General features: G+C 59.9%; 20 protein-coding genes. 19 read left to right on the plus strand and 1 reads right to left on the minus strand.

All coding sequences use genetic code 11. From position 1 onward, the window contains the following. Positions 1 to 133 precede the first annotated feature (133 nt). From LJ738_RS06985 to LJ738_RS07030, 10 genes are all read left to right on the plus strand, one after another. The gene (locus LJ738_RS06985) at positions 134 to 1,180 is read left to right on the plus strand and encodes a class I fructose-bisphosphate aldolase (RefSeq protein WP_227785593.1); all 1,047 of its coding nucleotides are present in this window, start codon (positions 134 to 136) and stop codon (positions 1,178 to 1,180) included. A gap of 166 nt (positions 1,181 to 1,346) precedes the next feature. Beyond that, a complete protein-coding gene (gene accD, locus LJ738_RS06990; RefSeq protein ID WP_227785594.1) occupies positions 1,347 to 2,249 on the plus strand; it encodes an acetyl-CoA carboxylase, carboxyltransferase subunit beta in 903 nt (300 codons plus the stop codon). 117 nt (positions 2,250 to 2,366) lie between these two features. After that, positions 2,367 to 3,113 carry a YiaD family glycine zipper/OmpA-like lipoprotein gene (locus tag LJ738_RS06995; RefSeq protein ID WP_227785595.1) on the plus strand — a complete coding sequence of 249 codons (747 nt, stop codon included), beginning with the start codon at positions 2,367 to 2,369 and terminating at the stop codon, positions 3,111 to 3,113. 179 nt (positions 3,114 to 3,292) lie between these two features. Then, positions 3,293 to 3,574, plus strand: coding sequence for a YMGG-like glycine zipper-containing protein (locus tag LJ738_RS07000; RefSeq protein WP_227785596.1), 282 nt, complete (start codon positions 3,293 to 3,295; stop codon positions 3,572 to 3,574). 232 nt (positions 3,575 to 3,806) lie between these two features. Continuing rightward, positions 3,807 to 4,523, plus strand: a complete 717-nt coding sequence (locus LJ738_RS07005) for a YiaD family glycine zipper/OmpA-like lipoprotein (RefSeq protein ID WP_227785597.1) — start codon at positions 3,807 to 3,809, stop codon at positions 4,521 to 4,523. Between the two features lie 143 nt (positions 4,524 to 4,666). Then, positions 4,667 to 5,440 carry an endonuclease III domain-containing protein gene (locus LJ738_RS07010; protein ID WP_227785598.1) on the plus strand — a complete coding sequence of 258 codons (774 nt, stop codon included), beginning with the start codon at positions 4,667 to 4,669 and terminating at the stop codon, positions 5,438 to 5,440. 111 nt (positions 5,441 to 5,551) lie between these two features. After that, the gene (locus tag LJ738_RS07015) at positions 5,552 to 6,535 is read left to right on the plus strand and encodes a radical SAM protein (RefSeq protein ID WP_227785599.1); all 984 of its coding nucleotides are present in this window, start codon (positions 5,552 to 5,554) and stop codon (positions 6,533 to 6,535) included. A gap of 215 nt (positions 6,536 to 6,750) precedes the next feature. Beyond that, complete coding sequence (locus LJ738_RS07020; protein WP_227785600.1) at positions 6,751 to 7,263, plus strand: gamma carbonic anhydrase family protein; 513 nt, start codon at positions 6,751 to 6,753, stop codon at positions 7,261 to 7,263. Positions 7,264 to 7,757: 494 nt separating this feature from the next. Next, positions 7,758 to 8,222, plus strand: a complete 465-nt coding sequence (locus LJ738_RS07025; protein ID WP_227785601.1) for a TM2 domain-containing protein — start codon at positions 7,758 to 7,760, stop codon at positions 8,220 to 8,222. A 345-nt stretch (positions 8,223 to 8,567) separates the two neighbouring features. Further along, entirely contained in the window at positions 8,568 to 8,993 is a 426-nt protein-coding gene (locus tag LJ738_RS07030) for an NINE protein (RefSeq protein ID WP_227785602.1), read from the plus strand. Between the two features lie 47 nt (positions 8,994 to 9,040). On the opposite strand, the gene LJ738_RS07035 is transcribed toward LJ738_RS07030, so the two are convergent. Then, entirely contained in the window at positions 9,041 to 10,375 is a 1,335-nt protein-coding gene (locus LJ738_RS07035) for a hemolysin family protein (RefSeq protein ID WP_227785603.1), read from the minus strand. A 259-nt stretch (positions 10,376 to 10,634) separates the two neighbouring features. On the opposite strand from LJ738_RS07035, the gene LJ738_RS07040 reads away from it, so the two are divergent. The 9 genes from LJ738_RS07040 to LJ738_RS07080 all read left to right on the plus strand — a co-directional run bounded on the left by LJ738_RS07040 (position 10,635) and on the right by LJ738_RS07080 (position 25,135). Next, positions 10,635 to 12,866, plus strand: a complete 2,232-nt coding sequence (locus LJ738_RS07040) for a protein-disulfide reductase DsbD family protein (RefSeq protein WP_227785604.1) — start codon at positions 10,635 to 10,637, stop codon at positions 12,864 to 12,866. A gap of 407 nt (positions 12,867 to 13,273) precedes the next feature. Continuing rightward, complete coding sequence (locus LJ738_RS07045) at positions 13,274 to 13,738, plus strand: Lrp/AsnC ligand binding domain-containing protein (RefSeq protein WP_068192418.1); 465 nt, start codon at positions 13,274 to 13,276, stop codon at positions 13,736 to 13,738. Between the two features lie 382 nt (positions 13,739 to 14,120). Beyond that, positions 14,121 to 15,161, plus strand: coding sequence for a glycosyltransferase family 9 protein (locus LJ738_RS07050; RefSeq protein ID WP_227785605.1), 1,041 nt, complete (start codon positions 14,121 to 14,123; stop codon positions 15,159 to 15,161). Positions 15,162 to 15,245: 84 nt separating this feature from the next. Continuing rightward, positions 15,246 to 16,484: a M16 family metallopeptidase gene (locus LJ738_RS07055; protein WP_227785606.1), complete on the plus strand. Its 1,239-nt coding sequence runs from the start codon at positions 15,246 to 15,248 to the stop codon at positions 16,482 to 16,484. Continuing rightward, on the plus strand, positions 16,481 to 16,933 hold the full coding sequence (locus LJ738_RS07060; protein WP_227785607.1) for a YDG/SRA domain-containing protein: 453 nt from the start codon (positions 16,481 to 16,483) through the stop codon (positions 16,931 to 16,933). The genes LJ738_RS07055 and LJ738_RS07060 overlap by 4 nt, the downstream gene beginning before the upstream one ends. Positions 16,934 to 17,079: 146 nt before the next feature. Beyond that, positions 17,080 to 17,727: an O-methyltransferase gene (locus tag LJ738_RS07065; RefSeq protein WP_227785608.1), complete on the plus strand. Its 648-nt coding sequence runs from the start codon at positions 17,080 to 17,082 to the stop codon at positions 17,725 to 17,727. An 82-nt stretch (positions 17,728 to 17,809) separates the two neighbouring features. After that, positions 17,810 to 20,737, plus strand: coding sequence for an outer membrane beta-barrel protein (locus LJ738_RS07070; protein ID WP_227785609.1), 2,928 nt, complete (start codon positions 17,810 to 17,812; stop codon positions 20,735 to 20,737). A gap of 91 nt (positions 20,738 to 20,828) precedes the next feature. Next, the gene (locus tag LJ738_RS07075) at positions 20,829 to 23,156 is read left to right on the plus strand and encodes a LysM peptidoglycan-binding domain-containing protein (protein ID WP_227785610.1); all 2,328 of its coding nucleotides are present in this window, start codon (positions 20,829 to 20,831) and stop codon (positions 23,154 to 23,156) included. 176 nt (positions 23,157 to 23,332) lie between these two features. Continuing rightward, entirely contained in the window at positions 23,333 to 25,135 is a 1,803-nt protein-coding gene (locus LJ738_RS07080; RefSeq protein ID WP_227785611.1) for an FG-GAP-like repeat-containing protein, read from the plus strand. Positions 25,136 to 25,246: the final 111 nt, after the last annotated feature.

Below are 25,246 nucleotides of genomic sequence, written 5' to 3' on the forward strand. Positions count from 1 at the left end.
GGCCGTAATGGAAGAGCAAGGTAGCGCTTAACCCGCAGCCAGCGCCTCCCAAGCCCGATTTGCCTCGTGTTTTTCGACCTATATTTGCTCAGCAGCCCACTGGGCCGGCACTCACCCCGATTTTCCCCTTCCCATGGCCTCCTCCCTCGTCCTGAGCCGAGAAAACGAAGCCTTGCTGACGCACGAGGCGCTGGTGAGCAAAGACATGATTCACGCCCCCGGCCCCGACTTCCTGGACCGGTGCTTTGTGCCCGGCAGCCGCACGCCGCAGGTGCTGCGCAGTCTCGGGGCCATCTACAACCACGGCCGCCTGGCTGGCACCGGCTACGTCAGCATCCTGCCCGTCGACCAGGGCATTGAGCACACCGCGGGCTCGTCCTTCGGGCCCAACCCGATGTATTTCGACCCCGAAAACATCCTGCGGCTGGCCGTGGAAGGCGGCTGCAACGCCGTGGCCACCACCTTCGGCACCTTTGGCACGGTGGCCCGCAAGTATGCCCACAAAATCCCGTTCTTGGTCAAAATCAACCACAACGAGCTGCTGACTTATCCCAATAAGTTCGACCAAATTATGTTCGGTTCGGTGCGGCAGGCCTGGGACATGGGCGCCACCGCCGTGGGGGCCACCGTGTATTTCGGCTCGCCCGAAAGCAACCGCCAGATTATCGAAGTCACCGCCGCCTTCGAGGAGGCCCACCGGCTGGGCATGGCCACCGTGCTGTGGTGCTACACCCGCAACAACGCCTTCAAAACCAACGATAAAGACTACCACGTGGCGGCCGACCTCACCGGCCAGGCCAACCACTTGGGCGTGACCATGGGCGCCGACATCATCAAGCAGAAGCTGCCCGAAAACAACGGCGGCTTCACCACACTGAAGTTCGGCAAGACCTTTCCGGCCATGTACGACAAGCTCAGCAGCGACCACCCCATCGACCTGACCCGCTACCAGGTGCTCAACTGCTACGCCGGCCGCATTGGGCTGATTAACTCGGGCGGCGAAAGCCTGGGCGACGGCGACCGCGAGGCCGCCGTGAAAACGGCCATCATCAACAAGCGCGCCGGTGGGCAGGGGCTCATTTCGGGCCGCAAAGCTTTCCAGCGCCCGTTTGCCGAGGGAGTGGACCTGCTGAACGCGATTCAGGATGTTTACCTCGACCAATCCATCACCATTGCGTAGAGAGAAGGGCAGGCCGCCAGTGTTCAGCATGGGGCTAAAACAGGCCAGTACTTATGGCTTATCTTTGATGCCCTGTTTTATTAGTCACGGCAAGCCTGAAGCTTGCGGCTCTTCCTCAAAAATAAAAGCTAATAGCCATCCGCTAACAGCTAAAAGCTAACATCAAATGGCCTGGTTTAAGCGCGTAGAAAAGGGCATCGTCACCCCTACTGACCAAAAAAAGGAGACGCCCGACGGCCTCTGGCACAAATGCCCCGAGTGCAAAACGGTGGTGACCATGGCCGAGCACAAGCGGCTGCGGTACGTGTGCGGCTCCTGCAACCACCACGACCGGATTGACGCCGCCGACTACTTCGAGTTCCTGTTCGACAACGGCCACTTTACTGAGCTCGACGCCGATTTGACGTCCGGCGACCCGCTGCGTTTTGTCGACACCAAGGAGTACCCCAAGCGCATTGCCGCCACCGAGCACAACACTGGCCTGAAAGACGCCGTGCGCACGGCCCACGGCCTGTCGACGGGCCAGCCGTTGGTGGTGGCGGCCATGGATTTCAAGTTCATCGGCGGCTCTATGGGCTCGGTGGTGGGCGAGAAAATTGCGCGCGCCATTGACTTTGCCCGCAAAAACCGAACGCCCTTCCTCATGATTTCGCGCTCCGGCGGCGCCCGTATGATGGAAGCCGGCTACTCGCTGATGCAGATGGCCAAGACGTCGGCCAAGCTGGCCCTGCTCTCGGAAGCGGGCGTGCCCTACGTGAGCCTGCTCACCGACCCCACCACGGGCGGCGTCACGGCATCGTTTGCCATGCTCGGCGACTTTAATATTGCCGAGCCGGGCGCACTAATCGGCTTTGCCGGGCCGCGGGTTATCAAAGAAACCATCGGCAAAGATTTGCCCAAGGGCTTTCAAAGCGCCGAGTTCGTGCTCGAGCACGGCTTCCTCGATTTCATTGTGGACCGGCGCGAGCTGAAGCAGCGCCTGGCCGATTTGTTGGGCATGCTGCAGCCGGCGGCGGTGGCGGCGCCTGAGGCGCGCGATGCCCGTCGGGCTTCATCCAAAGCGCATTAGGGCCAGCCCAGGGCTTTTTTTACTTTCGGCACACTTATTGAAAAGCCCGTTTCCGTTACCGGAACGGGTTTTTCCCGTATAAGCCCGAGAATATCTCCACCAACTTTTCATTTTCCTATGAACACCTCCAAATCCCTTCTTTCCGTGCTGATGGCTTTCGTGCTGTTATTCAGCTCCTGCGCGAGCACGAAGCAGACCACGACCCAGCCCGACCTCTCGACCAACAACGGTACCGGTGCCCGCAAAACCGGCATGAGCAAAACCACCAAAGGCGGCCTGATTGGCGCCGGTAGCGGCGCGGCCGCTGGTGCTATCCTGGGCCGCGTTATTGGCGGTGGTGCCCGCGGTACGGCCATTGGCGCTATTGTAGGTGCGGCGGCCGGTGGTACGGCCGGTGCCTTGATTGGCCGCAAAATGGACAAGCAGGCCGAAGACCTGCAGCGCGACATGAAAGACGCCAAAGTAGAGCGTGTGGGCGAAGGCATCAAAATCACCTTCGACTCGGGCATTCTGTTTGACTCGAATTCGGCCACGTTGCGTCCGGCTTCCGAAACGGACATCACCAAGATGGCCGCTATCCTGCAGAAATACCCCGACACCAACGTGCTGATTGAAGGCCACACCGACAACACCGGTTCGGATGCCATCAACCAGCCCCTGAGCGAGCGCCGGGCCCAGGCCGTGGCCAACTCTACCATTGCCAAAGGCGTGTCTTCGAGCCGCATCACCACGCAGGGCTACGGCTCGACCCAGCCCGTGGCCGACAACAGCACCCCCGAAGGCAAGCAGGCCAACCGTCGCGTTGAGGTTGCCATCTACGCCAACGAGAAGATGAAAAAAGCTGCCGAAGAAGGCCGCTTGTAAGTTGAGCTAGCTCTGTAGCAGGCAAACAACCCTAGGAAAAAGGCCGCCCGATTGGGCGGCCTTTTTTTAGTGGTATTATTCTTGCCCGACCGTACCAGATTACGCGGCTCCGGTACAACCTCTACCAAATTGCCCGCGTTTAAATCAGCGTTGTCTTTCAACCTTAACTTTTATCTGACATGAAAACGCTCAAGGTATTTTTTCTGCTGGTGTTCTCCTTCCTGCTGCTGGCCGGCTCGGCTGCGCAGGCCCAGACGCCCAAAAAGACGTGGAGCAATAAGGCCAAGGGTGCTGCCATTGGCGGTGGCGCGGGTGCCGTAACGGGCGCAGTGCTCGGCGGGGGCAAGGGTGCCATCATCGGCGGCGCTGCGGGTGCCGTGGGCGGTGGCCTGCTGGGGCGCAGAAAAGACAAGAAGCAGGACCCGGCCCGCTACAACGCTTACCACAATAAGAAGAAATAGCAGGAACCGCCGACGGCAACTCTGGTGTTGTTGAGCTAAGAACGGCCTTCACTTTTTAGTGGGGCCGTTTTTTTATCACTGAGGCACGCCATGTTACGCAACAGTAAGCGCTGCTACCGTCGAGCCTGGAAAGTTTGGCAAGGTGGTTGCAAATGGCGTACTTGCCGGCCCGTTGCCCCCGCAGCGAATTGTTTCAGGCCGTTTACTTATTACCCAACCCTTTTTTTTGATTATGAAATTTCTCCGCTCATCACTGACCTTCTTACTGGCACTGTTGCTGTTGGTAAACAACTTTGCCCAAGCCCAAAGCACCACCGTATCGACTGACAAGCCGAAAGGCATGAGCAAAACCCTCAAAGGCGGCCTCATCGGCGGCTTGGGTGGTGCGGTAGCCGGCGGCGTGGCCGGCCGTCTGATTGGCGGCAAATCCGGTACCGCTAAGGGTGCCATCATTGGTGCTGCCGTGGGTGGTACTGCCGGTGCCCTCATCGGCCGCAAAATGGACAAAGCCGCTGCCGAACTGCGCCGCGACCTGGAAGGCGCCAAAGTTGAGCGCGTAGGCGAAGGCATCAAAATCACCTTTGCTTCGGGCATCCTGTTCGCCACCAACTCGTCTAACCTGACGGCCGATGCTGCTGGTAACATCGACCAGCTGGCCGCTACGCTGAAAAAGTACTCCGATACCAACGTGGTGGTAGAAGGCCACACCGACAGCTCGGGTTCCGACGCCATCAACCAGCCCCTGAGCGAGCGCCGGGCCCAGGCTGTGTCGAATGAAATTCAGGCCCAGGGCGTGGATGCTGCCCGCATCACGGCCACCGGCTACGGCTCCACTCAGCCCGTAGGCGACAACAGCACCGCCGCTGGCAAAGCTGCTAACCGCCGCGTGGAAGTAGCCATTTTCGCCAACGAGAAAATGCAGAAAGCTGCCAAGAAAGGCCAGCTCTAAGCCAAGCTACCCGGCTGCAAACCCGGTTTGCGGCACTCAATTGAAAAACCGGCGGCCGCCCTGGCCGCCGGTTTTTTTATGGCTTTTTAGCTCAACCGGCGGCGTGGCACAACCTTGCCCAGCGCGGGCCGGTACAAGCAGCCATGCCCGCACCCGACGCTACTTACGCCTCGCCCGCCGCCGAAAAAGCCTGGGCCGACCACGTCATTCTCGACCATTTCTACGGCCACCTGCCGCCCGAGCCGCGCCGCACGCCTATGCGCGAGCTGGTCTCGACCATTCTCTCGCACCGTACCACCCACGCCGACGAGGAACTGGCCTACGACCGCATGCTGGAGACGTTTGGCGACTGGCCCGGGGTGCTGGCGGCGCCCACGGCCGAGCTGGCCCACGCCATTCGCACCACGCGCTGGCCCGATACGCAGGCGCCGCGCATCCAGGAAATCCTGCGCCGCATCCAGGCCGAAACCGGTGGGCCGTTTGACCTGGACTTTCTGGCCGACTGGCCACTGGAGCGCGCCATGGCCTGGCTCACCGAAATGCCCGGCATTGGGCTGAAAACGGCGTCGCTGCTGCTGCTTTTTAACTACCACAAGCCCGTGCTCCCTGTGGATACGCACGTGCACCGGGTAGCCCAGCGCGTGGGGTTTCTGGGGCCCAAGGTCTCGGTGGAAAAGGCCCATGCGGTGCTGCTGGCACTGCTGCCCGCCGACGCCGAAACGCTGTTCAACTTCCACAAGCACAACTACTGGCACGGGCAGCAGATTTGCTTTTTCCTAAGGCCAAATTGCCCGCGCTGCCCTCTGAAGGGCTTTTGCAACTACTACCTGGAGCACTACGGCGCGGCCACGCCCGAGGCACTGGCCGCCACGCCCGCGCAATGGGACCCGGCCGCCTGGGGCAAGCTGCCGCATTAGCTTTGTAGCGCGGACTTTTGGTCCGCGAGTTGAAAAAGTGTTCAGGTGCGAAATTTGAAATTCGTGGTTGAAGAATAGCTCACGCGCGGACTAAAAGCCCGCGCTACCACCATGCGCCTCGTTAAGCACCCCGTTCTCTGCAATTACTACGTCACGTACCGCTGCAATGCGAAGTGCGCGTTTTGCGACATCTGGGAAAAGCCCTCGCCCTACATCACGCTGGAGGATGTGGCCCAAAACCTGCGCGACCTCAAGCGGCTGGGCGTTTCGGTGATTGACTTCACCGGTGGCGAGCCCCTGTTGCACCGCCAGCTGCCCCAGTTTCTGGCCCTGGCGCGCGAGATGGGCTTTATCACCACCGTGACCACCAATGGCCTGCTGTATCCCAAGAACGCGGAAAAGCTGCGCGGGCTGGTGGACATGCTGCACTTTTCGCTGGACTCAGCCGACCGCGACACCCACGACCTGGGCCGTGGGGTGGCCTGCTACGATTTTGTGCTCGAAAGCCTTCGCGTGGCCAAGGCGCTGGGTGAGCGGCCCGACATCCTCTTTACCGTGTTCCGCAAAAACCTGGCGGACCTGGAAGCGGTGTACCGCGACATTACCCAGCCCAACGGCCTGGTGCTCATCCTCAACCCCGCCTTCGAATACGGCGACGTGGAAACCGGCGAGCAGCTGACGCCCGAAGAGCTGGATTACCTCTCCGCCTTCGGCAAGCGCAAGGGCGTGTACCTGAACGAAGCGTTTATTGAATTGCGGCGCGACGGCGGCAACCACGTGGCCGCGCCCGTGTGCCGGGCCGCCAGCACCACGCTGGTTATCTCGCCCAGCAACGAGTTGGTGCTGCCCTGCTACCACTTAGGGGAGCAAAAATTCCCTATTGAAGGCAAGCTGTTTGAGCTCTACAATGCTCCCGAAACGCAGCGCCTGGCGGCTCTCGAAGGCCGGCTGCCGGCGTGTGAGGGCTGCACCATCAATTGCTATATGCAGCCCAGCTTCGCGGTTGAGACCAGCAAATATTTCTGGCAGGCGCTGCCCAGCACGCTGAAGTATAATTGGGAAAAAGGCACGTGGAAGCGGTTGATTGGGGTATAGCTGAGTTAGTTGAGCTAATGTCATAAACCCATGCGTCTGTCATACTGAGCGCAGCGAAGCATCTTATCACGTGCGGACGAGTCGTTCCGCGGTGATAAGATGCTTCGCTGCGCTCAGTATGACAGACGATTAGGTTTGCTTACCCAGTAAAGATGCTTCGCTGCGCTATGCATGACGTTCTTTTACTCACTGTTCACTGCTCACTGCTAAAACCTATGCCCGCTCTTATCCTCCCTGTAAATGGCCTCCATCCACAAATCTCGCCCGACTGCTTTGTGGCTGATAATGCCACCATCGTAGGCGATGTGGTGCTGGGCCGGGGCTGTACCGTCTGGTTCACGGCTGTGATTCGCGGTGATGTGCACCGCATCCGCATCGGCGAAGAAACCAATATTCAGGATGGCGCGGTGCTGCACTGTACGTACCAGAAAGCACCGCTCACCATCGGCAGCCGTGTGAGCATCGGGCACCGCGCCCTCGTGCACGGCTGCACCGTGGAAGATGATGTGCTCATCGGCATGGGCGCTATTGTGATGGACCACGCTGTGGTAGGCACCGGCTGCATCATCGCAGCCGGAGCAGTGGTGCTCGAGAATTTCGTGTGTGAGCCGGGGTACCTGTATGCGGGCGTGCCAGCCAAGAAAATCAAGCCCGTGACCGAGGAGCAGCGAAAAGGGCTGGAGCGAACCGCTGCCAATTACCAGACCTACGCAAGCTGGTTTCGGTAGGAGCAGGCCAGGGTACGTGCCGGCAATTGGTCCAAGTCAGCTCAATTTGACTTCTCAGAAACTCCCCGACGCGCCATGTGTCGGGGAGTTTCTTTTGCTCGACAGTAGTCGGTTCGTAAAGTCCGCAAAATGGCTTTGTTTATTGTCGTTGAGAGTAGCTGAAGCCGCTTTTTTGCCTTCGATACGATGAATGCGAAGTCTACTGTATTCGCATTTTTACTTGGAAGGAGTTGCCATCATGGTGTTGCTTCGTTGCGCTTCTACTTCACGCTTCGTAAACAATGTCAATCTGCTGTCGCGCTGTTTGTGCGCTACTTGGCTTCACACTATCAGGGCTGATTGGTAGTTGCCAGCGCGTCAGTTACACGTTTCAGCCGGTTGTCCGCGCTTCAGGAACTGGAGTTGCACCGCCGTTGGTGGTGGCCCCCGTACTCCGCATTACAGCGATGGAGCCGAGGCGCCAGCGAAGTGCCCGGCGGACTTATTTTCGGAGAATGCCCATTCGCCGGAGCATGGGCACAGCGGGACTTGCGCCGGCACGAACTCCGGCATTGCGGCAGAAAGCCCAACAGCATGTTGTTCAGGGATTCCTGATTACTAGCCGACTGCAGGAGCCAGCTCCACCTGTTCGCAATCGCAGCAAGGGGGTTGCCTTGGTGATGGCGCTTTTTGGAGGGTTGAGTGGCCTCCATCGGTTCTATCTGGGCTATACCGGCCAAGGATATGCCTCGATAGTCTTAGCACTATTAGTAGTGCCTTTCGTGGCCTTTGTGGGCGGTATTGCGGGCTCTGCTACCGCTGGCATTTTAATGCTTTCAGGGATAGGGGCTTGGTTGCTGGTCGACATCATCCGAATTCTGATGGGAAAACTGAAACCCCGCAATGGGAACTACTACCCGCGTTTATTTCAAATCAGGCCCAAGCCAGAAAATACCCCGCCGAATCCCGCCCAGAAATAAATTTTCTGTCTCGTCGGCCCGGTTCACTACGCGGCTCGGCACGCTCGGCTACGCACAACGACACCTTGCTTCAACGCCATGACCAACCGCCTTCTTGTGAATCTATCCCTTGGCATTGCCCTATTGTTGGGGACTGCCCTGAGCGGGTGCCATCGTTCCAGCTACACGTTTCAGCCCATTAGTGCCCAACAACAGCCCGAGCATAAGAATCAGGTAGCTACTGCAGCTACGCTTACTGAGCCAGCCGAAGCAGCCGAGCCAAAACACCAAAAGGCCAGGGGCATGCACCTGCCAACAGTGCGCCGGGTATTTCGCCGGCGAATTGAGCCAGTTGCTCGCCAAGTGATGTATCCAACCCTATCGAAAGCAGTTGCCTTGGTGCCATCGGCGCGGGTTGAGCAGCATAAGGTCTCCCATTCTGCTCAATTGGCTCAACTTCCAGCGCCGGAGCCTGCGCTACACTACAGCAAGGGCCTGGCAGTGCTCTTGGCGGTGTTATTTGGGTATTTGGGGGCGCACCTGTTTTACCTGGGCGACCGCAAGCCGGCCCTTGCCTATTTGCTGACCACGCTGGCGTGCATCGGGCTGATGCTAATCGCCGTTCCGGTTGCCAACTCGGCGGCTCTTGGTGTCGGCATGGGCGGGGCGGTTGTAGGCATTTTCCTCCTCCTACTGGGCGCAGGCGGCATCGCTTACGTGTACCTGCGTGCGCTGTTTGACGGCGTGCGCATCCTGGCCGGTGGGCTTGAGCCGCCGAATGGGAAGTTCTAAAGTGCTGTTTGGCAAGCCCCTGTTACGGCACCAGGCATGAGCCAGGCCTATACCTCGTCGCCGAGGTCGTTGCGCGGCTCGGCGCGCTCGGCTACAGTGGTCACGCGCAGCTGCACCAGCTCCACGGCGCGGCGGGAGCGCTGCAGCACCCGGAACTCGTAGGGGTCGAGCACGGCCACATCGCCCACTTCCGGGATGCTGCCGTAGATGACGTTGAGAAGGCCGCCCACGGTTTCGTAGTCTTCGCCTTCGGGCAGGGGGAAGGGGAGGTATTCGTTGGCGTCGGAGATGGGCGTGGCGGGGTTCACGCGGTATTCATCCTCGGCTACCTTCTCCACCACCGGCACTTCGTTGTCGTACTCGTCCTGGATTTCGCCCACCAGTTCCTCCATGATGTCCTCGATGGTGACGATGCCCGACACGCCGCCGAACTCGTCGCTCACAATGGCCATCACAATGTGCTTGCGCTGGAACTGGCGCAGCAGGCGGTTGATTTTCTTGGTTTCGGGTACGAAGTAGGGCGGGCGCATGATGCGGGCCAGCTCCACGGGCTCGCCGCGCCGGATGATGGGCAGCAGGTCCTTCACGTTGAGCACGCCCACGATGTTGTCGATGTTGCCCTCGTACACCGGCATGCGCGAATAGCCTTCGTTGAAGACGATGTCCAGAATCTGGTCCTCGGGCGCGTTCACGTCTAGGGCCGAGAGCTTGGTGCGGGGCACCATAATCTGCTTCACCATCCGGTCGTTGAACTGGAACACGTTCTCAATCAGCTCGTGCTCGGAGTCCTGAATCTCGCCGCTTTCCTTGCTTTGGTCCAGCAGCAGGCGCAGCTCGTCGGAGGTGTGCGCCTCGGTGCCGTGCGAATTCTGAATGCCAACGGCGCCCAGCATCAGGTTGGACGCTTTCGACAAGAACCATGTGAGCGGGCGGGTGATGAAGTAGAAGCCGCGCAGCGGCAGCACCAGCGCCAAACTCACCGATTCGGGGCGCTGAATGGCCAGCGCCTTCGGAAACAGCTCGCCAAACAGCACGTGCAGAAACGTCAGGATGATAAGCCCCAGGCCCACCGCGATGCTGTGCGCCGTGAGCGGCGCCACGTGCAGGCCCAGGCGCGGCATCAGCCCCAGAAATATCTCGGTGAAGAGTTCTTCGCCCACGGCACCGAGTAGCAGCGAGGCAATAGTAACGCCGAGCTGGGTAGCCGAGAGGTAGTCATAGAGTTTGTGCAACACGCCCAGTGCTTGGCTGGCCATGCGGCTGCCCTCTTTGGCTTTTATCTCCAGTTGCGAAAGGCGCACGCGAATCAGCGAGAATTCGGCAGCCACGAAAAATCCGTTTACTAGAACGAGTAAAACGGTAAATAATATCTGTAAGCCCATGTGAATGGCCCCCTCGACGCGGTCGGTCTGGGGGCCTTAGTTGCTCAAAAGTACGGAGTTTAGCGCGGGCGGTTGGCCCGCTGAACTTTCCGGCTAGCAGTTTGTGGTACGGACACCCTTATTTTGTGGAAGAAAGCCCGTGTAAGCAACTGCGGAGGTAACCGTCTGCGCCACTAATGGGCGGGAACGGATTCCGCAGCCAGCGCCTTCTTCCAGGTTGAAGAGGTAACACTATACACGATGCTTCTGGTTTGCGATTATGAAGAATTATTTGATGGTTAAGTTCTTGTTGCTCTGGCTGGGTGTGGTGGTTCCGGCCACCGCCCAGATACTCACGCCTACGCACCTGAGCACGGCCCTGAGCCGCCCCACGGCCAAAGTGGGAGACGAAATTGAGCTGGTGGTGAATGCCCGCATCGACGACAAATGGCATCTCTACGCCTCTGATTTTAGCGACGAAGTAGGGCCGGTGGTGTTCACCCTGGCCTTTAAGCCCAGCCCGGCTTATGCCTTGGTGGGCAAGTTGCAGTCCGTTAAATCGCACCACGAGCAAGACGAAGTTTTTAAAGGCGAAGTAGCTTTTTGGGAAAAAACCGGCCAGATGCGCCAGCGCATTAAAGTGCTGAAGCCCGGCCCGCTCACCATCACAGCCGCTGCCGACTACCAGAGCTGCACCACCGTGGACGGCCGCTGCGTGCCCGGCAATGAAACCCTGAGTTTCGGCCCCATCGCCGTGACGGGCGCCGCAGCTCCGGCCAAGAGTGTTGGTGCCGCCGCACCCACCGCGAATCCCGCTAAAACTGAAGTAGCTGCAACTCCTGCGGCTGCCCCCGCGGCTCTTGCGCCGGCTGCTACGACGCCGGCCCCGTCTGATTCGGCCACACAACTGGCAGCGGCCACCGCGCCGGCCCTTCCGGGCGATGCCGTGCCCAGCGCCGCCCAGGATGCCAAGGTGACGGCCGCCGCGCCGGCCGCACCCGCCACGGCCCCCGAAAATGCCGTACGCAAGGCCGGTGGGCTGTGGGGCTTTGCCTTCCTGGCGTTCACCTTTGGGCTGGCCGCGCTGGTTACGCCCTGTGTGTTTCCCATGGTGCCCATGACGGTTTCGCTCTTCACCAGCGGCAATGACAGCCGCCAGCGTGGCATCCTCAAGGCCCTGGTGTATGGGGCCAGCATCATTGGCATTTATGTGCTGATGGGCGTGCTCGTATCGGTGCTGCTGGGCGAAGATGGCCCCAACCTCATCAGCACGCACTGGCTGCCCAACCTGATATTCTTTGCGGTCTTCGTGGTGTTTGGCCTGTCGTTTCTGGGCTTGTTTGAAATCACGCTGCCCCACCAAATCGTGAACACCGTGGATACCCAGGCCGACAAAGGCGGTTGGGCGGGCATCTTTTTCATGGCCCTCACGCTGGTGGTGGTGTCGTTTTCGTGCACGGCGCCCATCGTGGGCAGCATTCTGAGTCTGGCCGCCCGGGGTGAGCGGATTCAGCCCATTGTGGGCATGCTGGGCTTCTCGCTGGCGTTTGCGCTGCCCTTCACGTTGTTCGCCATTTTCCCGTCGTGGCTGAAAAGCTTGCCCCGCTCCGGCGGCTGGCTCAACACGGTGAAGGTGGTATTGGGCTTTGTGGAGCTGATGCTGGCCCTGAAATTCCTGAGCACCGCCGACCTGGCCTACCACTGGCAGCTGCTCAACCGCGACGTGTACATCGTGCTGTGGATTGTGCTGTCGGCGCTGCTGGGCTTCTACCTGCTGGGCAAATTCCGCCTCTCGCACGATTCCCCGCTCGACCATCTCAGCGTGGGCCGCTTGATGATGGCCGTGCTGGCGTTTGCCTTCACCGTGTACCTGGTGCCCGGGTTGTTTGGGGCGCCGCTGCCCTTGCTGGCCGGCTACCTGCCGCCCCAGAGCAAGCACGATTTTTCGCTGGCTACGGCCGAAAACGGCAGCAGCCCGGCCATAGCGGCCAGCGGCAAGACCCAGCAGTGCGAGGCGCCCCGCTTTGGCGAGTTTCTGGAGCTTCCCCACAACCTCAACGGCTACTTTGACCTGGAGCAGGCCAAGCGCTGCGCCCGCCAGCTGCACAAACCCATTTTTATCGACTTCACGGGTCATGCCTGCGTGAACTGCCGGAAGATGGAAGCAACCGTGTGGAGCGACCCGCAGGTGCTCGAGCGTCTGCGCAACGACTTTGTGGTGGTGGCGCTGTACGTGGACGATAAGACCGAGCTACCCGAGAAAGAGTGGTACACCTCGGCCCGCGACAAGCAGCTCAAAACCACCCTGGGCAAGCAAAACGCCGACCTGCAGGTGACCCGCTACGGCTTCAATGCCCAGCCCTACTATGTAATCATCGACCCGGACGATGCCGCCAGCAAGCCCCTGATTGCTCCCATAGCCTACGAGCCCGATGTGGCTCAATTCAGTGCGTTTTTGCAAGCAGGCCTCAAGCAGTTCAGCAACCAGCGGGCCCCGGTGGCCACGCGCTAAGCATGCGGCCGGTCAGCCCAACTGAGGCAGCAAACTATTTCCTTAAATGAGTTTAAACATGAAGAGGCGGCCCCCACCCAGAGGCCGCCTCTTCCTTGTGTGAGGCGCGCACCCACCCAGATGCGCTGCCCCGTTTTCCCCTCTTCTCCTCTGTATCCAACCACGGCCGTAGTGAAAGGAATAAACCTTCCGTGAGTAAGTTAGCCCGCAATAACGCTGACGTATCAGCGTTTGCCAGCACCTGCTTCTCTGCTACTTAATAGCCCTGGCTTTCAGCCTTGGATTGTGACAAATGTAATAGTATAAGAGAGTTAATGCAAACGACAAGGTTAAACAACTAAGAATTTGCAAAAAACTTAATTATGACCACCTAGTTTTGTATTTCCTTTAACTTCCACCTGCAGAAAATGGCCAGAAATTACGAACTTGATGATACAGACCGGAATATCTTGAATCTACTGATTCAGGATGCCAAAATGCCATACACCGAAATTGCCCGCAAAGTCAACGTATCGGGCGGTACTGTGCACGTGCGCATGGCCCGGCTTGAGGAAATCGGCATAGTGCAGGGAGCAACGCTTCGCATTGATTACCAGAAGCTCGGGTACGGGGTGAATGCCTTTTTGGGCATCTACCTACTGAAAAGCTCGGTGTATACCAGCGTGGTGAACCAGCTGCGCGAGATTCCGGAAGTGGTGAGCATTCACTTTACCACGGGGGCGTATGGGGTGTTTGCCCGGCTGGTATGCCGCGACACCCAACACCTGCGCGACGTGCTCCACGACCGGATTCAGCCCATCGACGGCATCGAGCGCACCGAAACGCTGATTTCCCTGGAAGAAGTCATCAACCGCCCAGCCCAACTGACTTAATTCGTCGGCTTCCAACTGGCAACAGGGCCGTCGTAGCGTACCAAGGTGCGTTGCGGCGGCCCTGTTGTTTTAAGGATTTGGTGAAGGGCCGGGGCTGCTCAATAAAGTCCGTCATGCAGAGCACACCGAAGTATCTCGCTCACCTTTTGTCATGCTGACGAAGGAAGCATCTTATCACTGCAGAACGAATTGAGCTAACCTGATAAAATGCTTCGTGGGCTCAGCATGACAGGCGTTTTAATTACTTCACCATGCAAGAAGCTTCGATTCGAGCTGCATGACGTTCTTTCTCTGTTTTCCTCATTTACTCCGCTTCATCACAAACCAGCCGCTGCAGAATAGAGCCAGACCTGCCGGCGCAGCGTAATTTTGTGCTTCGCCCATGCCTACTGCCCCGTCCGCCACGCTGCTCATTCAAACCGCTTTCATTGGCGACGTTATTTTGATGACGGCGCTGCTCGAGCACCTGCACCACACCGAGCCGGCCACGCCGGTAGATGTGCTGGTACGCCGCGGCAACGAGGGCCTGTTGGCCGGCCACCCGCACGTGCGCCAGGTGCTGATTTGGGATAAAAAGCACCGCAAGTATGCCGCACTTTGGCAGCTGTTGCGCCAGATTCGGGCCAACGGCTACGGCCGGGTAGTCACCCTGCAGCGGTTCGCGAGCACGGGGTTTCTCACCGCCTTTTCGAGGGCGCCGGAGCGGGTGGGCTTCGCCAAAAACCCGTTGAGCCGGTTTTTTACGCGCCGTGTGCCGCACACCATTGGAGACGGCACCCACGAAGTAGCGCGCAACCTGGCGCTGCTGCGCAGCAATGAAGAATTGAGGGCGAATAATTCGTCATTCCCAATTCCTCATTCCTCATTGCCCAAGCTGTATCCCTCGGCCGCTGATGAAGCTACGGCCGCGGCTTTTGCTGCTGGCGAGCCTTATGTGTGCCTGGCGCCCACTTCGGTGTGGTTTACCAAACAGTTTCCGGAGGAAAAGTGGCTGGAGCTGCTTGCGGCGCTGCCCGCGGGCCTGCGGGTATTCCTGCTGGGCGGGCCGCCCGATGTGGCACCCTGCGAGCGGCTGGCCGCCGCCAGCGGCCGCGCCAACGTGACCAACCTGGCCGGCAAAATGGGCCTGCTGGCCTCGGCCGCACTCATGCGTGGGGCCCAGATGAACTACGTGAACGACTCGGCCCCGATGCACCTGTGCTCGGCCGTGGGGGCGCCCGTCACGGCGGTGTTTTGCAGTACCGTGCCCGAATTTGGGTTTGGGCCGCTCTCGCCGGTGTCGTTTATTGTGCAAACCAACGAGCCGCTGGCGTGCAAGCCCTGCGGGCTGCACGGACACGGCGCCTGCCCGCTGGGGCACTTTCGGTGCGCTTATACCATTGAAGTAGACCAGCTGCTTCACTCCTTGAATTCGGTGGGCTAAACAAGCATGCGCCGCCGAAGCAATTCTGCGGGCCTACTTGTTTATGCCTCAGTACGCGCAGCGTCCGGTACCTTTGTTATTCCTATGCCCGACTACGAAATCCACGAATACCCGAACGGTATCCGCCTGCTGCACAAGCAGGTACTTCATACTAAGATTGCGCATTGCGGCTTCCTGCTCGACATTGGCTCGCGCGATGAGGCCCCGCACCAGCAGGGCCTGGCCCACTTTTGGGAGCACATGGCCTTCAAGGGCACCGAAAAGCGCAAGTCGTTCCACATCCTCAACCGCCTCGAAACCGTGGGCGGTGAGCTAAACGCCTACACTACCAAGGAAAAAATTTGTTTCTACGCCGCGCTGCTCAGCACGCATTTTGAGCGCGCGTTTGAGCTCCTGACTGATTTGACGTTTAATTCGGTGTTTCCCGGCCGCGAAGTGGAGAAGGAGCGGGGCGTGATTCTGGAAGAAATGAGCATGTACCAGGATGCCCCGGAAGACGCCATTATCGATGATTTCGACACGGTGGTATTCGGCGACCATCCGCTGGGTGTGAACATCTTGGGTACCCGCGAGAGCGTGAGCCGCTTCCAAACGGCCGACTTTCACGCCTTCCTGCAGGAGCAGATGCGCACCGACCGGCTGGTTTTCAGCTCGGTGAGCAACCTGCCCTTCAAAGAAGTGAAGCGGCTGGCCGATAAATTCCTGGCGCCGCTGCCGGCCAAAATTGGGCCGCGGGTGCGCCGCCCGGTAGGCGGCTACGAGCGCAAAACGCAGGTGGAGTCCCGGCCCATCTCGCAGGCCCACTGCCTGCTGGGCGGCCCGGCCTATTCCATTGCCCACAAGCGCCGTATCCCGTTTTTCATGCTCAACAATATCCTCGGAGGGCCTGGCATGAACTCGCGGCTCAACTTGGCCGTGCGCGAGAAATACGGCTTGGTGTACACAATTGACAGCACCTACTCGCCCTACACCGACACGGGCCTGTTCGGCATCTACTTCGGCACCGAGGGCAAGCAAGTGAAGCGCACCCTGGGCCTGGTACAAAAGGAGCTGAAGCTGCTGCGCGAAAAAACGTTGAGCACCAATCAGCTGCACACGGCCAAGCACCAGCTCATGGGCCAACTCGCCATGAGCGAGGAAAGCAACAGCGGCCTAATGCAGCTCCTGGGCAAAAGCACGCTCGACCTGGGCCGCGTGGAACCGCTGAGCGAGATTTTCGAGAAAATTGAGCTGATTTCGGCCGCCGAGCTGCGCGACATGGCCAATGAAGTGCTGACGGATGAGCACCTAAGCGTCCTGCAGTACGTGCCGGAGGGGAAATGAGTGTTCCCGTATTCGGCCACGTGGGCAGCTACCGACCCGGGGACACCTTTCGCAACCGAATAGAATTATCCCTCAGCGGCGTGCACCGGCCGCGCCGGGCGGGCGTCTGCGGAACCCAGCAACTCGGGGCCGAAAGCATCGTGCTGGCTGGCCAATATGAGGACGACCAAGTTGAGGAAGAGGAAATCCGCTATGCGGGTAATGGTGGCCGCGACCCCAAGACCGGGCATCAGATAACCGACCAGGTAGCCACCGGCACCAATCTGGCCCTGCTGACCAGCCACGAAAACGGCCTGCCGGTGCGGGTGCTGCGCAAGGTGTCAGCCTTGGATGGGGGTGGCCCCGATGTGTACCGCTACGAAGGCCTTTACCAGATTGTGGCCTCCAGCTACGGCCCTGGCAAGTCGGGCTTCAACGTATTTGTGTTTCGGCTGCGGCCCATCATTTGAAAACCCGTCAGCCTCAATCGACTGTCATGCAGAGCACAGCGAAGCATCTTATCGCCGCGGAACGACTCGCGCTAACCTGATAAGATGCTTCGCATGCTCAGCATGACAGCCGATTGATTGCGCAACTAGCTACTTATAGCTTCTTAATGACCAACCAAGACCCCATCCAGGCCTACGCCGAGCAGCACACAGCGCCCGAGCCGCCGCTGCTGGCCCAGCTCACCCGCGAAACCCACTTGCAAACCATGCTGCCGCGCATGAGCAGCGGCCACCTGCAGGGACGGTTTTTGAGCATGTTGAGCCACCTCATGCGGCCCCGGCGGGTGCTGGAGATTGGCACCTTTTGCGGGTACGCCACGCTGTGCCTGGCCGAAGGACTGGCGGATAACGGGCTGTTGCACACCATCGAAATCGACCCCGAGCGGGAGGCACGCATTCGGCGGTACGTGGCGGCGGCCGGTATTACAGAGCAGGTGCGCCTGCACATTGGCGCAGCGCTCGACGTTTTGCCGGGCTTGGTCGATGAAGTATGGGACTTAGTCTTTATTGACGCCGATAAGCGGAGCAACGACGCTTATTTTGAGGCAGTCATCGGGCAGGTGCGCCCGGGCGGGTTGCTCATCGTCGACAATGTGCTGTGGAGCGGCAAGGTGCTGCCCACGCACGAAGTGAAAAGCGGGGACAAGGACACGCCTTTTGTTCGGGCTTTCAACGACAAGATGGCTCAGGACGCACGGGTAGAACCGGTTTTTCTACCCTTGCGCGATGGGCTGCTACTGTTGCGTAAAAAGTAGCCCAATTTGCCCGCTTGACTGGTTTGCAAACCCTGACTGGCAGAATGCCGTCAGATGTGTTTCCGTTGCTTTTTCCAGTTCTATGCGGCTCTTCTCTTTACTTATCTTTCTGTTGATTGGGCTGGCGGCCCGTGCCCAGGCGCCCACCACGGTTAGCGGCCGCGTGACCGATGGCAAAGACCAGTCGCCGCTCATCGGAGCCAACGTGCTGCTGATACACCTGCCCGACTCGGTGAAGGCCGGTGCCGCCGCCGATGCCGAGGGCCGCTTTCAGTTCGACAACGTGGCCGCGGGCCGCTATGTGCTCGATGCCTCCTTTGTGGGCTACCAGAAGCAGCGCCAGGTGGTGGCCGTGAATGGGGCGCCGGTGCAGCTTGGGGCGCTGGCCCTACAGTCGGGCGGTGTGCAGCTCAAGGGCGTGGTGGTGACGGGCCAGGCCGCGCAATCGGTGCAGAAGGGCGACACCACGCAGTTCAACGCCAAGGCGTTTAAAACCAATCCCGACGCCAACGCTCAAGACCTCATCACGAAGATGCCCGGCGTGAGTGTGGGCACCGACGGCAAGGTGCAGGCCCAGGGCGAAAACGTGCAGCGCGTGCTGGTCGACGGCAAGGAGTTCTTCGGCAATGACCCCGACGCCGTGCTCAAAAACCTGCCGGCCGAAATGGTGGACAAGGTGGAGGTATTTGACCAGCGCAGCGAGCAGAGCCGCTTTTCGGGCTTCGACGATGGCAACACGACCAAGACCATCAACATCGTGACCAAGGTGGAATTCCGCAACGGCACCTTTGGGCGGGTGGTGGCCGGTGCGGGCCCCGACCGCTACAAGGCCAGCGGCAACGTGAACAACTTCAAGGGCGACCGCCGGGTCTCGGTGCTGGCGCAGTCCAACAACGTGAACGAGCAGAACTTTGGCACCGAGGACTTGCTGGGCGTGGTGGGCAACTCCAACCAGGGCGGAGGCGGGCGTGGTGGCCGGGGTGGAGGAGGTGGCCAGGGCGGCGGGGGCAATGGCGGCAATGCCGGCGACTTCCTGGTAAACCAGAGCGGCGGCATCACCAAAACCAACGCGGTGGGCCTGAACTACTCGAACTCCTGGAACAAGAAGACCGACATGTCGGCCAGCTACTTCTTCAACCGGGCCAACAACACGCTGCTCAGCAGCACCCAGCGCCAGTACGTGCTGCCCCAGCAAGCCAGCACCACCTACACCCAAAGCGCCAACACCAACGGCCTCAATACAAACCAGCGCTTCAACATGCGCCTGGAGCATAAGATTGACTCGGCCAATTCCATCCTGTTTCGGCCGCGCTTCAGCTACCAGCAAAACGATGCGGGCAGCAACGTGGTGGGCCTCACCCGCCGCAGCGGCACCGAGCAGAGCCGCATCACGAGCAACTACGCTTCGGATAATGAGGGCCTGAACACCGGCGGCGATCTGCTGCTGCGCCACCGCTTTCCCAAGGCCGGCCGCACCGCCAGCCTGAGCATCGGCGGTACCTACAGCCAGCGCGACGGCAATACTACCCTGCGCACCCTGGACACGGGCTCGGCACTGAACAGCCTCAACCAGACCAGTACGCTGCGGCAGCACGGCGGCAGCATGAATGCGAACCTGTCCTTGACCGAGGCGCTGAGCAAGCAGGACGTGCTGCAGGGCAACTACGCCATCAACTACGCGCCGAATAGCTCCAGCAAGTACACCTACGACCTGCTGACCGGCGACACCAAGCAGCAGAACGACGCGCTGAGCAACGTGTTTGATAACTACTACCTCACGCAGTCGGGCGGGCTGACTTACCGGCACATCACGCCCAAGTACCAAGCCAGCGTGGGCCTATCGGGGCAATACTCGGAGCTGTACAGCGACGCACAGTTTCCGCGGGCAAGCATCGGGCGCTATTACTTCGTGAACGTGCTGCCCAATGCCAACGTCAACTACCGCTTCACGCGGCAGAAAAACCTGCGCTTCAACTACCGCACCAACACCAACCCGCCCAGCGTGAGCCAGCTGCAGGCCGTGGTGAACAACTCCAACCCCCTGCAGCTGACCATCGGCAACCCCACGCTACGCCAGGAATTCCAGCATTCCGTCAACTTCCGCTACACGGCGTCGAGCCCGGAGGTGGCCAGCAATTTCTTCGCGCTGCTCTCGGGTTCCTACACCCAGAACCCGATTTCTAATCGCACGCTGGTGGCGTCCCGCGACACCACTGTGGTGCCCGAGGGCGCGCCTGGCGTGCGGCTGCCGGCCGGTGGCCAGCTCACCCAGCCCACCAACCTGAGCCAGCAGTACACCGTGCGCTCGCTCATCAGCTACGGCCGGCCCATCAAGCCCATCAAAACCAACGTGAACCTGAGCGCCAACGCCAACTTCACGCAGACGCCCGGCATCGTGAACGGCGGCCTGAACTACGCCCGCGTGCCTTCGTTTGGGGCGGGCCTCACGCTCAGCTCCAACATCAGCCCCAACCTGGACTTTACGGCCTCTACCACATCGAGCCAGAACTTCGTGCGCAACACCCTGCAGGCCAAGCTCAATACTAACTACTTCGCGCAGGTCACGCGCTTTCGGTTGGGCTGGATTGTGGGGCCGGGCATCAACTTCCAAACCGACCTGGTGCACCAGGCTTACTCAGGCCTTTCGGCCGGCTACAACCAGCAGTACCTGCTCTGGAATGCCAGCTTGGGCAAAAAAATCTTTCCCGGCCAGCGCGGCGAAATCAAGGTATATGCCTTCGATTTGTTGGGCCAGAACCGCGCCATCCAGCGCAACGTGACGGAAGCTTATTACGAAGACGTGCAAACCACCATTCTGCAGCGCTACTTCATGCTGATGTTCACTTACAACATCCGCAGCGGCAATGTGGTGGCTCCCTCCAGCGGCGGCGAGGGCCGGCGTGAGCGGGGCTTTGGGCAGCCCGGCGGCTACGGCCGGCCCGATGGCGGCGGCGCAGCTCCCGCGGGCGGCCCGCCGGCTGGTGGCCCTCCCGGTGGCGGCCCGCAGTAGGGCAGTGTCCGGCTTTCTGGCCAAAATTCAGGTTCTTTGTAGCTTCCGGGCAGGAGGTGGCCGCGGTGGCCGCCTCCTGCCCGCGTTGTTTATGCGAAATCCTGTTGTCTTGTTATTGCTGCTGGTCCTGGCCGGGCCTGTGGCGGCCCAACCCGCCACGCCTCTTGCTCACCCAACGGTGCCCGCCGCCATGGACGTGGCCGGGATACATCTCGTGTTGAATGAAGAAGCCCAGCGCTTGGTGCAGCAAAAGGCCGATGGCCTGAGCCGCCACCAGCCCTCGTTTCAGGCCCGTGTGGACCTGGCCGATGCATCCTTTCCCATCATCGACCGGGTACTGAAAGAAGAGGGCGTGCCCCTGGATTTCCGCTACCTGGCCTTGCAGGAAAGCGCCCTGCTCGGCGATGCCCAGAGCGTGCACGAAGCTGTGGGCTACTGGCAGCTCAAGCGCGAAACAGCCACCGGCCTGGGCCTGCTGGTGAATGACGATGTGGACGAGCGCAAGCACCTCACGGCCAGCACCCGCGCGGCCGCCCGCTACCTCGCCCGCAACAATGCCACCTTGCACAACTGGGTGAATGCCTTGCTCAGCTACAACACCGGCCTGAGCGGCGTGAAGCCCTACATCCTGCCCACCGACGCCGACGCCACCGAAATGGCCATCACCGAGGCGACGTCGGTTTACGTGCTGACCCTTCTAGCTCAGAAAGTGGCCTTCGAACCCGCCTGTGGCCTGAACCCCAAGCCCCCCTTGCGCCTGCAGGAATTTCCCGCCACCGCCGGCCAAACCCTCGAAGCCCAGGCCCAACTACTGCACGTGGGGCCCGGCGCCCTGGCCGTGCACAACCGCTGGCTGCTGGCCAGCGCCGTACCCGCCGACCGGCCCTACACGCTCATCGTGCCCATCGGCGACGTGACCCAGGCCGCCGGAATCGTGGCTAACCAGCGCCTCCAGAGCCGCGGTGAGCTGCTCACCGCGCCGGCCGTAGCCGCCAATACGGCCGAAGTGCGCCTGAACGACCTGCGAGCGCTGATTGCGCTGCCCGGCGAAACCACCGCCGACCTGGCCAAGCGTGGGGGCAGGAAGCTGCGGGAGTTCCTGCGCGACAACGAGCTGACGGCTTTTGACGTGGCCGTGACCGGCCGGCCGTACTACCTGCAGCGCAAGCGCGACGTGGGCGCCGTGGAGTACTACGTGGTGCAGCCCGGCGAAACCGTGTTCGACGTGGCGCAGAAATACGGCATTCGCAAAAAGGCGATTCTGGCCAAAAACCGGATGTCGCGCATCGAACAACCCAGCCCGGGCCGGGTGCTGTGGCTACGGCACGTGCGGCCTCGCGAGGTGGCCGTGGAGTACCGCCGCTTGCCCGAAGGCAAAGGCATCGAGGGCTCCGCTACGGCCAGCCGTGCCATGGCCGACGACCAAATGATGGCCCCCGAGCCCATAAAGACTGCTCCCGCCCACCGCGAAACAGCCCGGGCCGCAGTCAAAAGAAAAGCCGCCCCCGGCAAAGACGAAGAAGCCGAGGCCAGCGACGGTTGGGGAGAATCCATATCCGGAACGAATATTCCTCCGGCAGCAGTAACGAAGGCTCAGCCGGTCGCCGCGCCTGTGCCTGTCCCGCCTGTGTACACTCCCCCGGTTCGCCCTGCAGCGCCGGAGCCCGTGGCAGCTCAACTGCCGCCTCCGGCATCGGCCCCAGCCCCCGCGCCGCTAGCCGATGAACCCCGCGCTGCCGAGCCGGAGGTTGAGCCAGAAATTGAGCCAACTGTGAGCAATTCTCCCGTAGTTGAGCCGGCGCCGGCCGTAACGCCAGCGCCCGTGGAACCACCAGTTAAGCCCGCAGTAGCGCCAGCCAAGTCAGTGATAGTGCCCGCTGCCCCGCGCCCAATTACGCCTAAGCCTGCCGCGCCCCCCGTAATCACGCCCGCAGCTACTCCCGCGGCTGTTGCTAACGAAGCTTCCCACCGGGTTGAGCCGGGCGAAACGGTGTACTCTATCAGCCGGCGCTACCAGATACCTCCTGCTACCCTCATGGCCCTAAACCACCTCACGCTGCCGGCGAACCTGGCAGTAGGGCAGGTGCTGGTCCTGAAGTCGCAGGAATTGCCAGTGCCTGCAGTTGCTGCCGCTCCGGTAGTAACTCCAACTGCTCCCACGCGGCCAGCCACCCGCGCCACCAACCGCCCTAACCCTGCGATTTATGTTCCGAAGGCCGCGGCTCCCCAAGCGGCACCCGCGCCGACGGCTGCGGCCGGAACCACCATTGAGCACACTGTGGCTAAAGGGGAGACCTTGTACAGCATTGCCCGCCGGTATGAGGTGAAAGTGGCTGACATCCAGGCCCTGAATGGTAAGCTGGATGGCAACGTGAAAGTGGGGGAAGTGCTACGAGTTGTAACCAATGCCAAGCCATAACATGGCACGCATGAGGCTTTTACATCTATAGAAACGAGCCTTTGGTTTGCTTTAAAACGGGGAAAATTCAGTCCAGTTGCGAATGCTGCAATTTGCCTTAGCAGTAAGGTAGGATTGTTATATTGAAGTTTGGGTGTGGGGTTATTTAAAGCTATTTTTAGCTTTCCCTTTCTCCTATGAAACTTTCTACCCTTTTTGCTGGACTGTTATGTGCCGCCCCCGCGCTGGCCCAGACGCCAATCAGCTTCGCGCCCGCTCAAAATGCGTCGGCTGCGCCACGCAATACAGCAGTGGCGGTTACGCTTTCAGCACCAGCTGGGCCAGGTGCGGCCACCGGCCTAAAAGTATTCAGTGCCCAATCCGGAGGTAAAAAAAGCGGCACCACCACCGTGAATGGCAACACCATAAGCTTTGCTCCATCCAATCCCTTCCTACCTGGCGAAACCGTGACGGCTACGTTGGCTAATGGGGCGAGTGTGCCGCAGGTGTGGCAGTTTACGGCGGCGGCTACGGGAGGCAGCGGGGCGTTTAGTAGCAGCAGCACCCTCTCCATACCCAGCAGTGCTTCCACTGTAGCTTCCCCCATGCGCATGGCCGATGTAGATGGTGACGGTGACCTTGACCTGCTGACCTTCAACCTTAGTGTACAATACTCATCTCCTCCTCCTCCACTTACCGGAAACCTTGCAATAACTACCGGGATGGTAAAGGTCCATCTCAATAACGGCGTGGGGGCCTTTACCACAATATCCTCAGTTTCCTTAGCTCCTGAAGACCCGTACTCGGGGGGACTCAATTATCGTCCAGCGCTCGATGTAGCCGATATCGACGCTGATGGAGATTTGGATATTCTGGTCAGTTCTGTTTTAGCCCAGGTATTTGTATTGGTTAATAATGGTACCGGGGCTTTCACCCTGGCTTCAACAATTAAGGCGGGTGCGGCTAATAGTAATTCCCTTGTCACCGGAGACATTGATGGCGATGGTGACCTTGATTATATTTCCACAACGCAGGGTTTGTCGTCGCATACATACACTTTTGATACTTCAATAGGCATAAATGATGGTGGTGGCAACTTCACCATTGGAGCCAGTGGCAATTTTTCGGGGGCGTATTACAGCATTATTAAAGCATTAAAGGACATAGATGGCGATGGCGCTTTGGACGCTGTAGGGACGGACGCAACCGGGGTTTGGCTTTACGCTTGGCTTAATAACGGCAGCGGCAGTTTTAGTAGTGCGCATCGGTTAAACGATGCCGGGGACAACATCAGCAGCTGGGCGCTAGGCGATTATGATGCCGACGGCGATTTAGATTTAGCAGTGGTAGCTTATACCAACTGTTCTTCCTGTGGAAGAACGGTCAAAATCATGGCTAATGATGGAACCGGAAACTTCAGTAACAACGGATTACCTGTTTATCCCTATTCAGGGCAGCTAAGCTCAGCCGACATCAACGGCGATGGCCGCATCGACCTGCTATTAACAGGGTATGGCTTTGCAGGAAGACCAGCTGATACGCTAAAAGTGATGCGTAACTTGGGGAATGGCAACTTTGGTCGGCCGCAAGGCTATGCCATTCCCAACAACGATGGCACTATTGTCACCGGGGACGTTGATGGCGATGGCGACATTGACGTGGTAGCGTCAACGTACGCCACTTCAACCCTTGCCGGTGGTACCAATACGATGCTCAATGGCCTAGGTGCCGTGTTGGGTACGGCTGCGCTAACTGCTTCTAGCTTCGCGGTCTGGCCTAATCCTGCCTCAGCAGCAAGTGTTTTGCATGTGACCCTCCCTGTTCCGGCCTCGCATGCTACGCTGCGTTTGGCTACGGTGCTAGGCCAAACAGTGCATACCCAGTCCTTTACCGGAAATGCTGCCAATATTGTTTCCGCCGGCTTGGCTTCCGGGGTGTATTTGCTCACGGTCCAGGTGGAGGACCAAGCCCCGCTTACCCGCCGTGTGGCTGTGGAATAAACCAGAAAAACGCAGCACTCAGGGAATCAGGCAGCAGGCGAATGGGGTTTGGGAATGCCCGCCGGACGGGGGTATCTTTACTAAAATGAGGAATGACGGATGCGGAATTAA

It is taken from the genome of Hymenobacter plasmatis, assembly GCF_020711255.1.
Classification (GTDB): Bacteria; Bacteroidota; Bacteroidia; order Cytophagales; family Hymenobacteraceae; genus Hymenobacter.

What these genes read in the sequence shown, in the direction of transcription:
- LJ738_RS07020 (WP_227785600.1), top strand. Translation starts at nt 6,751, where the DNA reads ATGCCCGCTCTTATCCTCCCTGTAAATGGCCTCCATCCACAAATCTCG.
- LJ738_RS07000 (WP_227785596.1), top strand. Translation starts at nt 3,293, where the DNA reads ATGAAAACGCTCAAGGTATTTTTTCTGCTGGTGTTCTCCTTCCTGCTG.
- LJ738_RS07055 (WP_227785606.1), top strand. Translation starts at nt 15,246, where the DNA reads ATGCCCGACTACGAAATCCACGAATACCCGAACGGTATCCGCCTGCTG.
- LJ738_RS07005 (WP_227785597.1), top strand. Translation starts at nt 3,807, where the DNA reads ATGAAATTTCTCCGCTCATCACTGACCTTCTTACTGGCACTGTTGCTG.
- LJ738_RS07025 (WP_227785601.1), top strand. Translation starts at nt 7,758, where the DNA reads ATGCCCATTCGCCGGAGCATGGGCACAGCGGGACTTGCGCCGGCACGA.
- LJ738_RS07010 (WP_227785598.1), top strand. Translation starts at nt 4,667, where the DNA reads ATGCCCGCACCCGACGCTACTTACGCCTCGCCCGCCGCCGAAAAAGCC.
- LJ738_RS07080 (WP_227785611.1), top strand. Translation starts at nt 23,333, where the DNA reads ATGAAACTTTCTACCCTTTTTGCTGGACTGTTATGTGCCGCCCCCGCG.
- LJ738_RS07045 (WP_068192418.1), top strand. Translation starts at nt 13,274, where the DNA reads ATGGCCAGAAATTACGAACTTGATGATACAGACCGGAATATCTTGAAT.
- LJ738_RS06985 (WP_227785593.1), top strand. Translation starts at nt 134, where the DNA reads ATGGCCTCCTCCCTCGTCCTGAGCCGAGAAAACGAAGCCTTGCTGACG.
- LJ738_RS07075 (WP_227785610.1), top strand. Translation starts at nt 20,829, where the DNA reads ATGCGAAATCCTGTTGTCTTGTTATTGCTGCTGGTCCTGGCCGGGCCT.
- LJ738_RS07065 (WP_227785608.1), top strand. Translation starts at nt 17,080, where the DNA reads ATGACCAACCAAGACCCCATCCAGGCCTACGCCGAGCAGCACACAGCG.
- LJ738_RS07070 (WP_227785609.1), top strand. Translation starts at nt 17,810, where the DNA reads ATGCGGCTCTTCTCTTTACTTATCTTTCTGTTGATTGGGCTGGCGGCC.
- LJ738_RS07035 (WP_227785603.1), bottom strand. Translation starts at nt 10,375, where the DNA reads ATGGGCTTACAGATATTATTTACCGTTTTACTCGTTCTAGTAAACGGA.
- LJ738_RS07030 (WP_227785602.1), top strand. Translation starts at nt 8,568, where the DNA reads ATGTATCCAACCCTATCGAAAGCAGTTGCCTTGGTGCCATCGGCGCGG.
- LJ738_RS07060 (WP_227785607.1), top strand. Translation starts at nt 16,481, where the DNA reads ATGAGTGTTCCCGTATTCGGCCACGTGGGCAGCTACCGACCCGGGGAC.
- LJ738_RS07015 (WP_227785599.1), top strand. Translation starts at nt 5,552, where the DNA reads ATGCGCCTCGTTAAGCACCCCGTTCTCTGCAATTACTACGTCACGTAC.
- accD (WP_227785594.1), top strand. Translation starts at nt 1,347, where the DNA reads ATGGCCTGGTTTAAGCGCGTAGAAAAGGGCATCGTCACCCCTACTGAC.
- LJ738_RS06995 (WP_227785595.1), top strand. Translation starts at nt 2,367, where the DNA reads ATGAACACCTCCAAATCCCTTCTTTCCGTGCTGATGGCTTTCGTGCTG.
- LJ738_RS07040 (WP_227785604.1), top strand. Translation starts at nt 10,635, where the DNA reads ATGAAGAATTATTTGATGGTTAAGTTCTTGTTGCTCTGGCTGGGTGTG.
- LJ738_RS07050 (WP_227785605.1), top strand. Translation starts at nt 14,121, where the DNA reads ATGCCTACTGCCCCGTCCGCCACGCTGCTCATTCAAACCGCTTTCATT.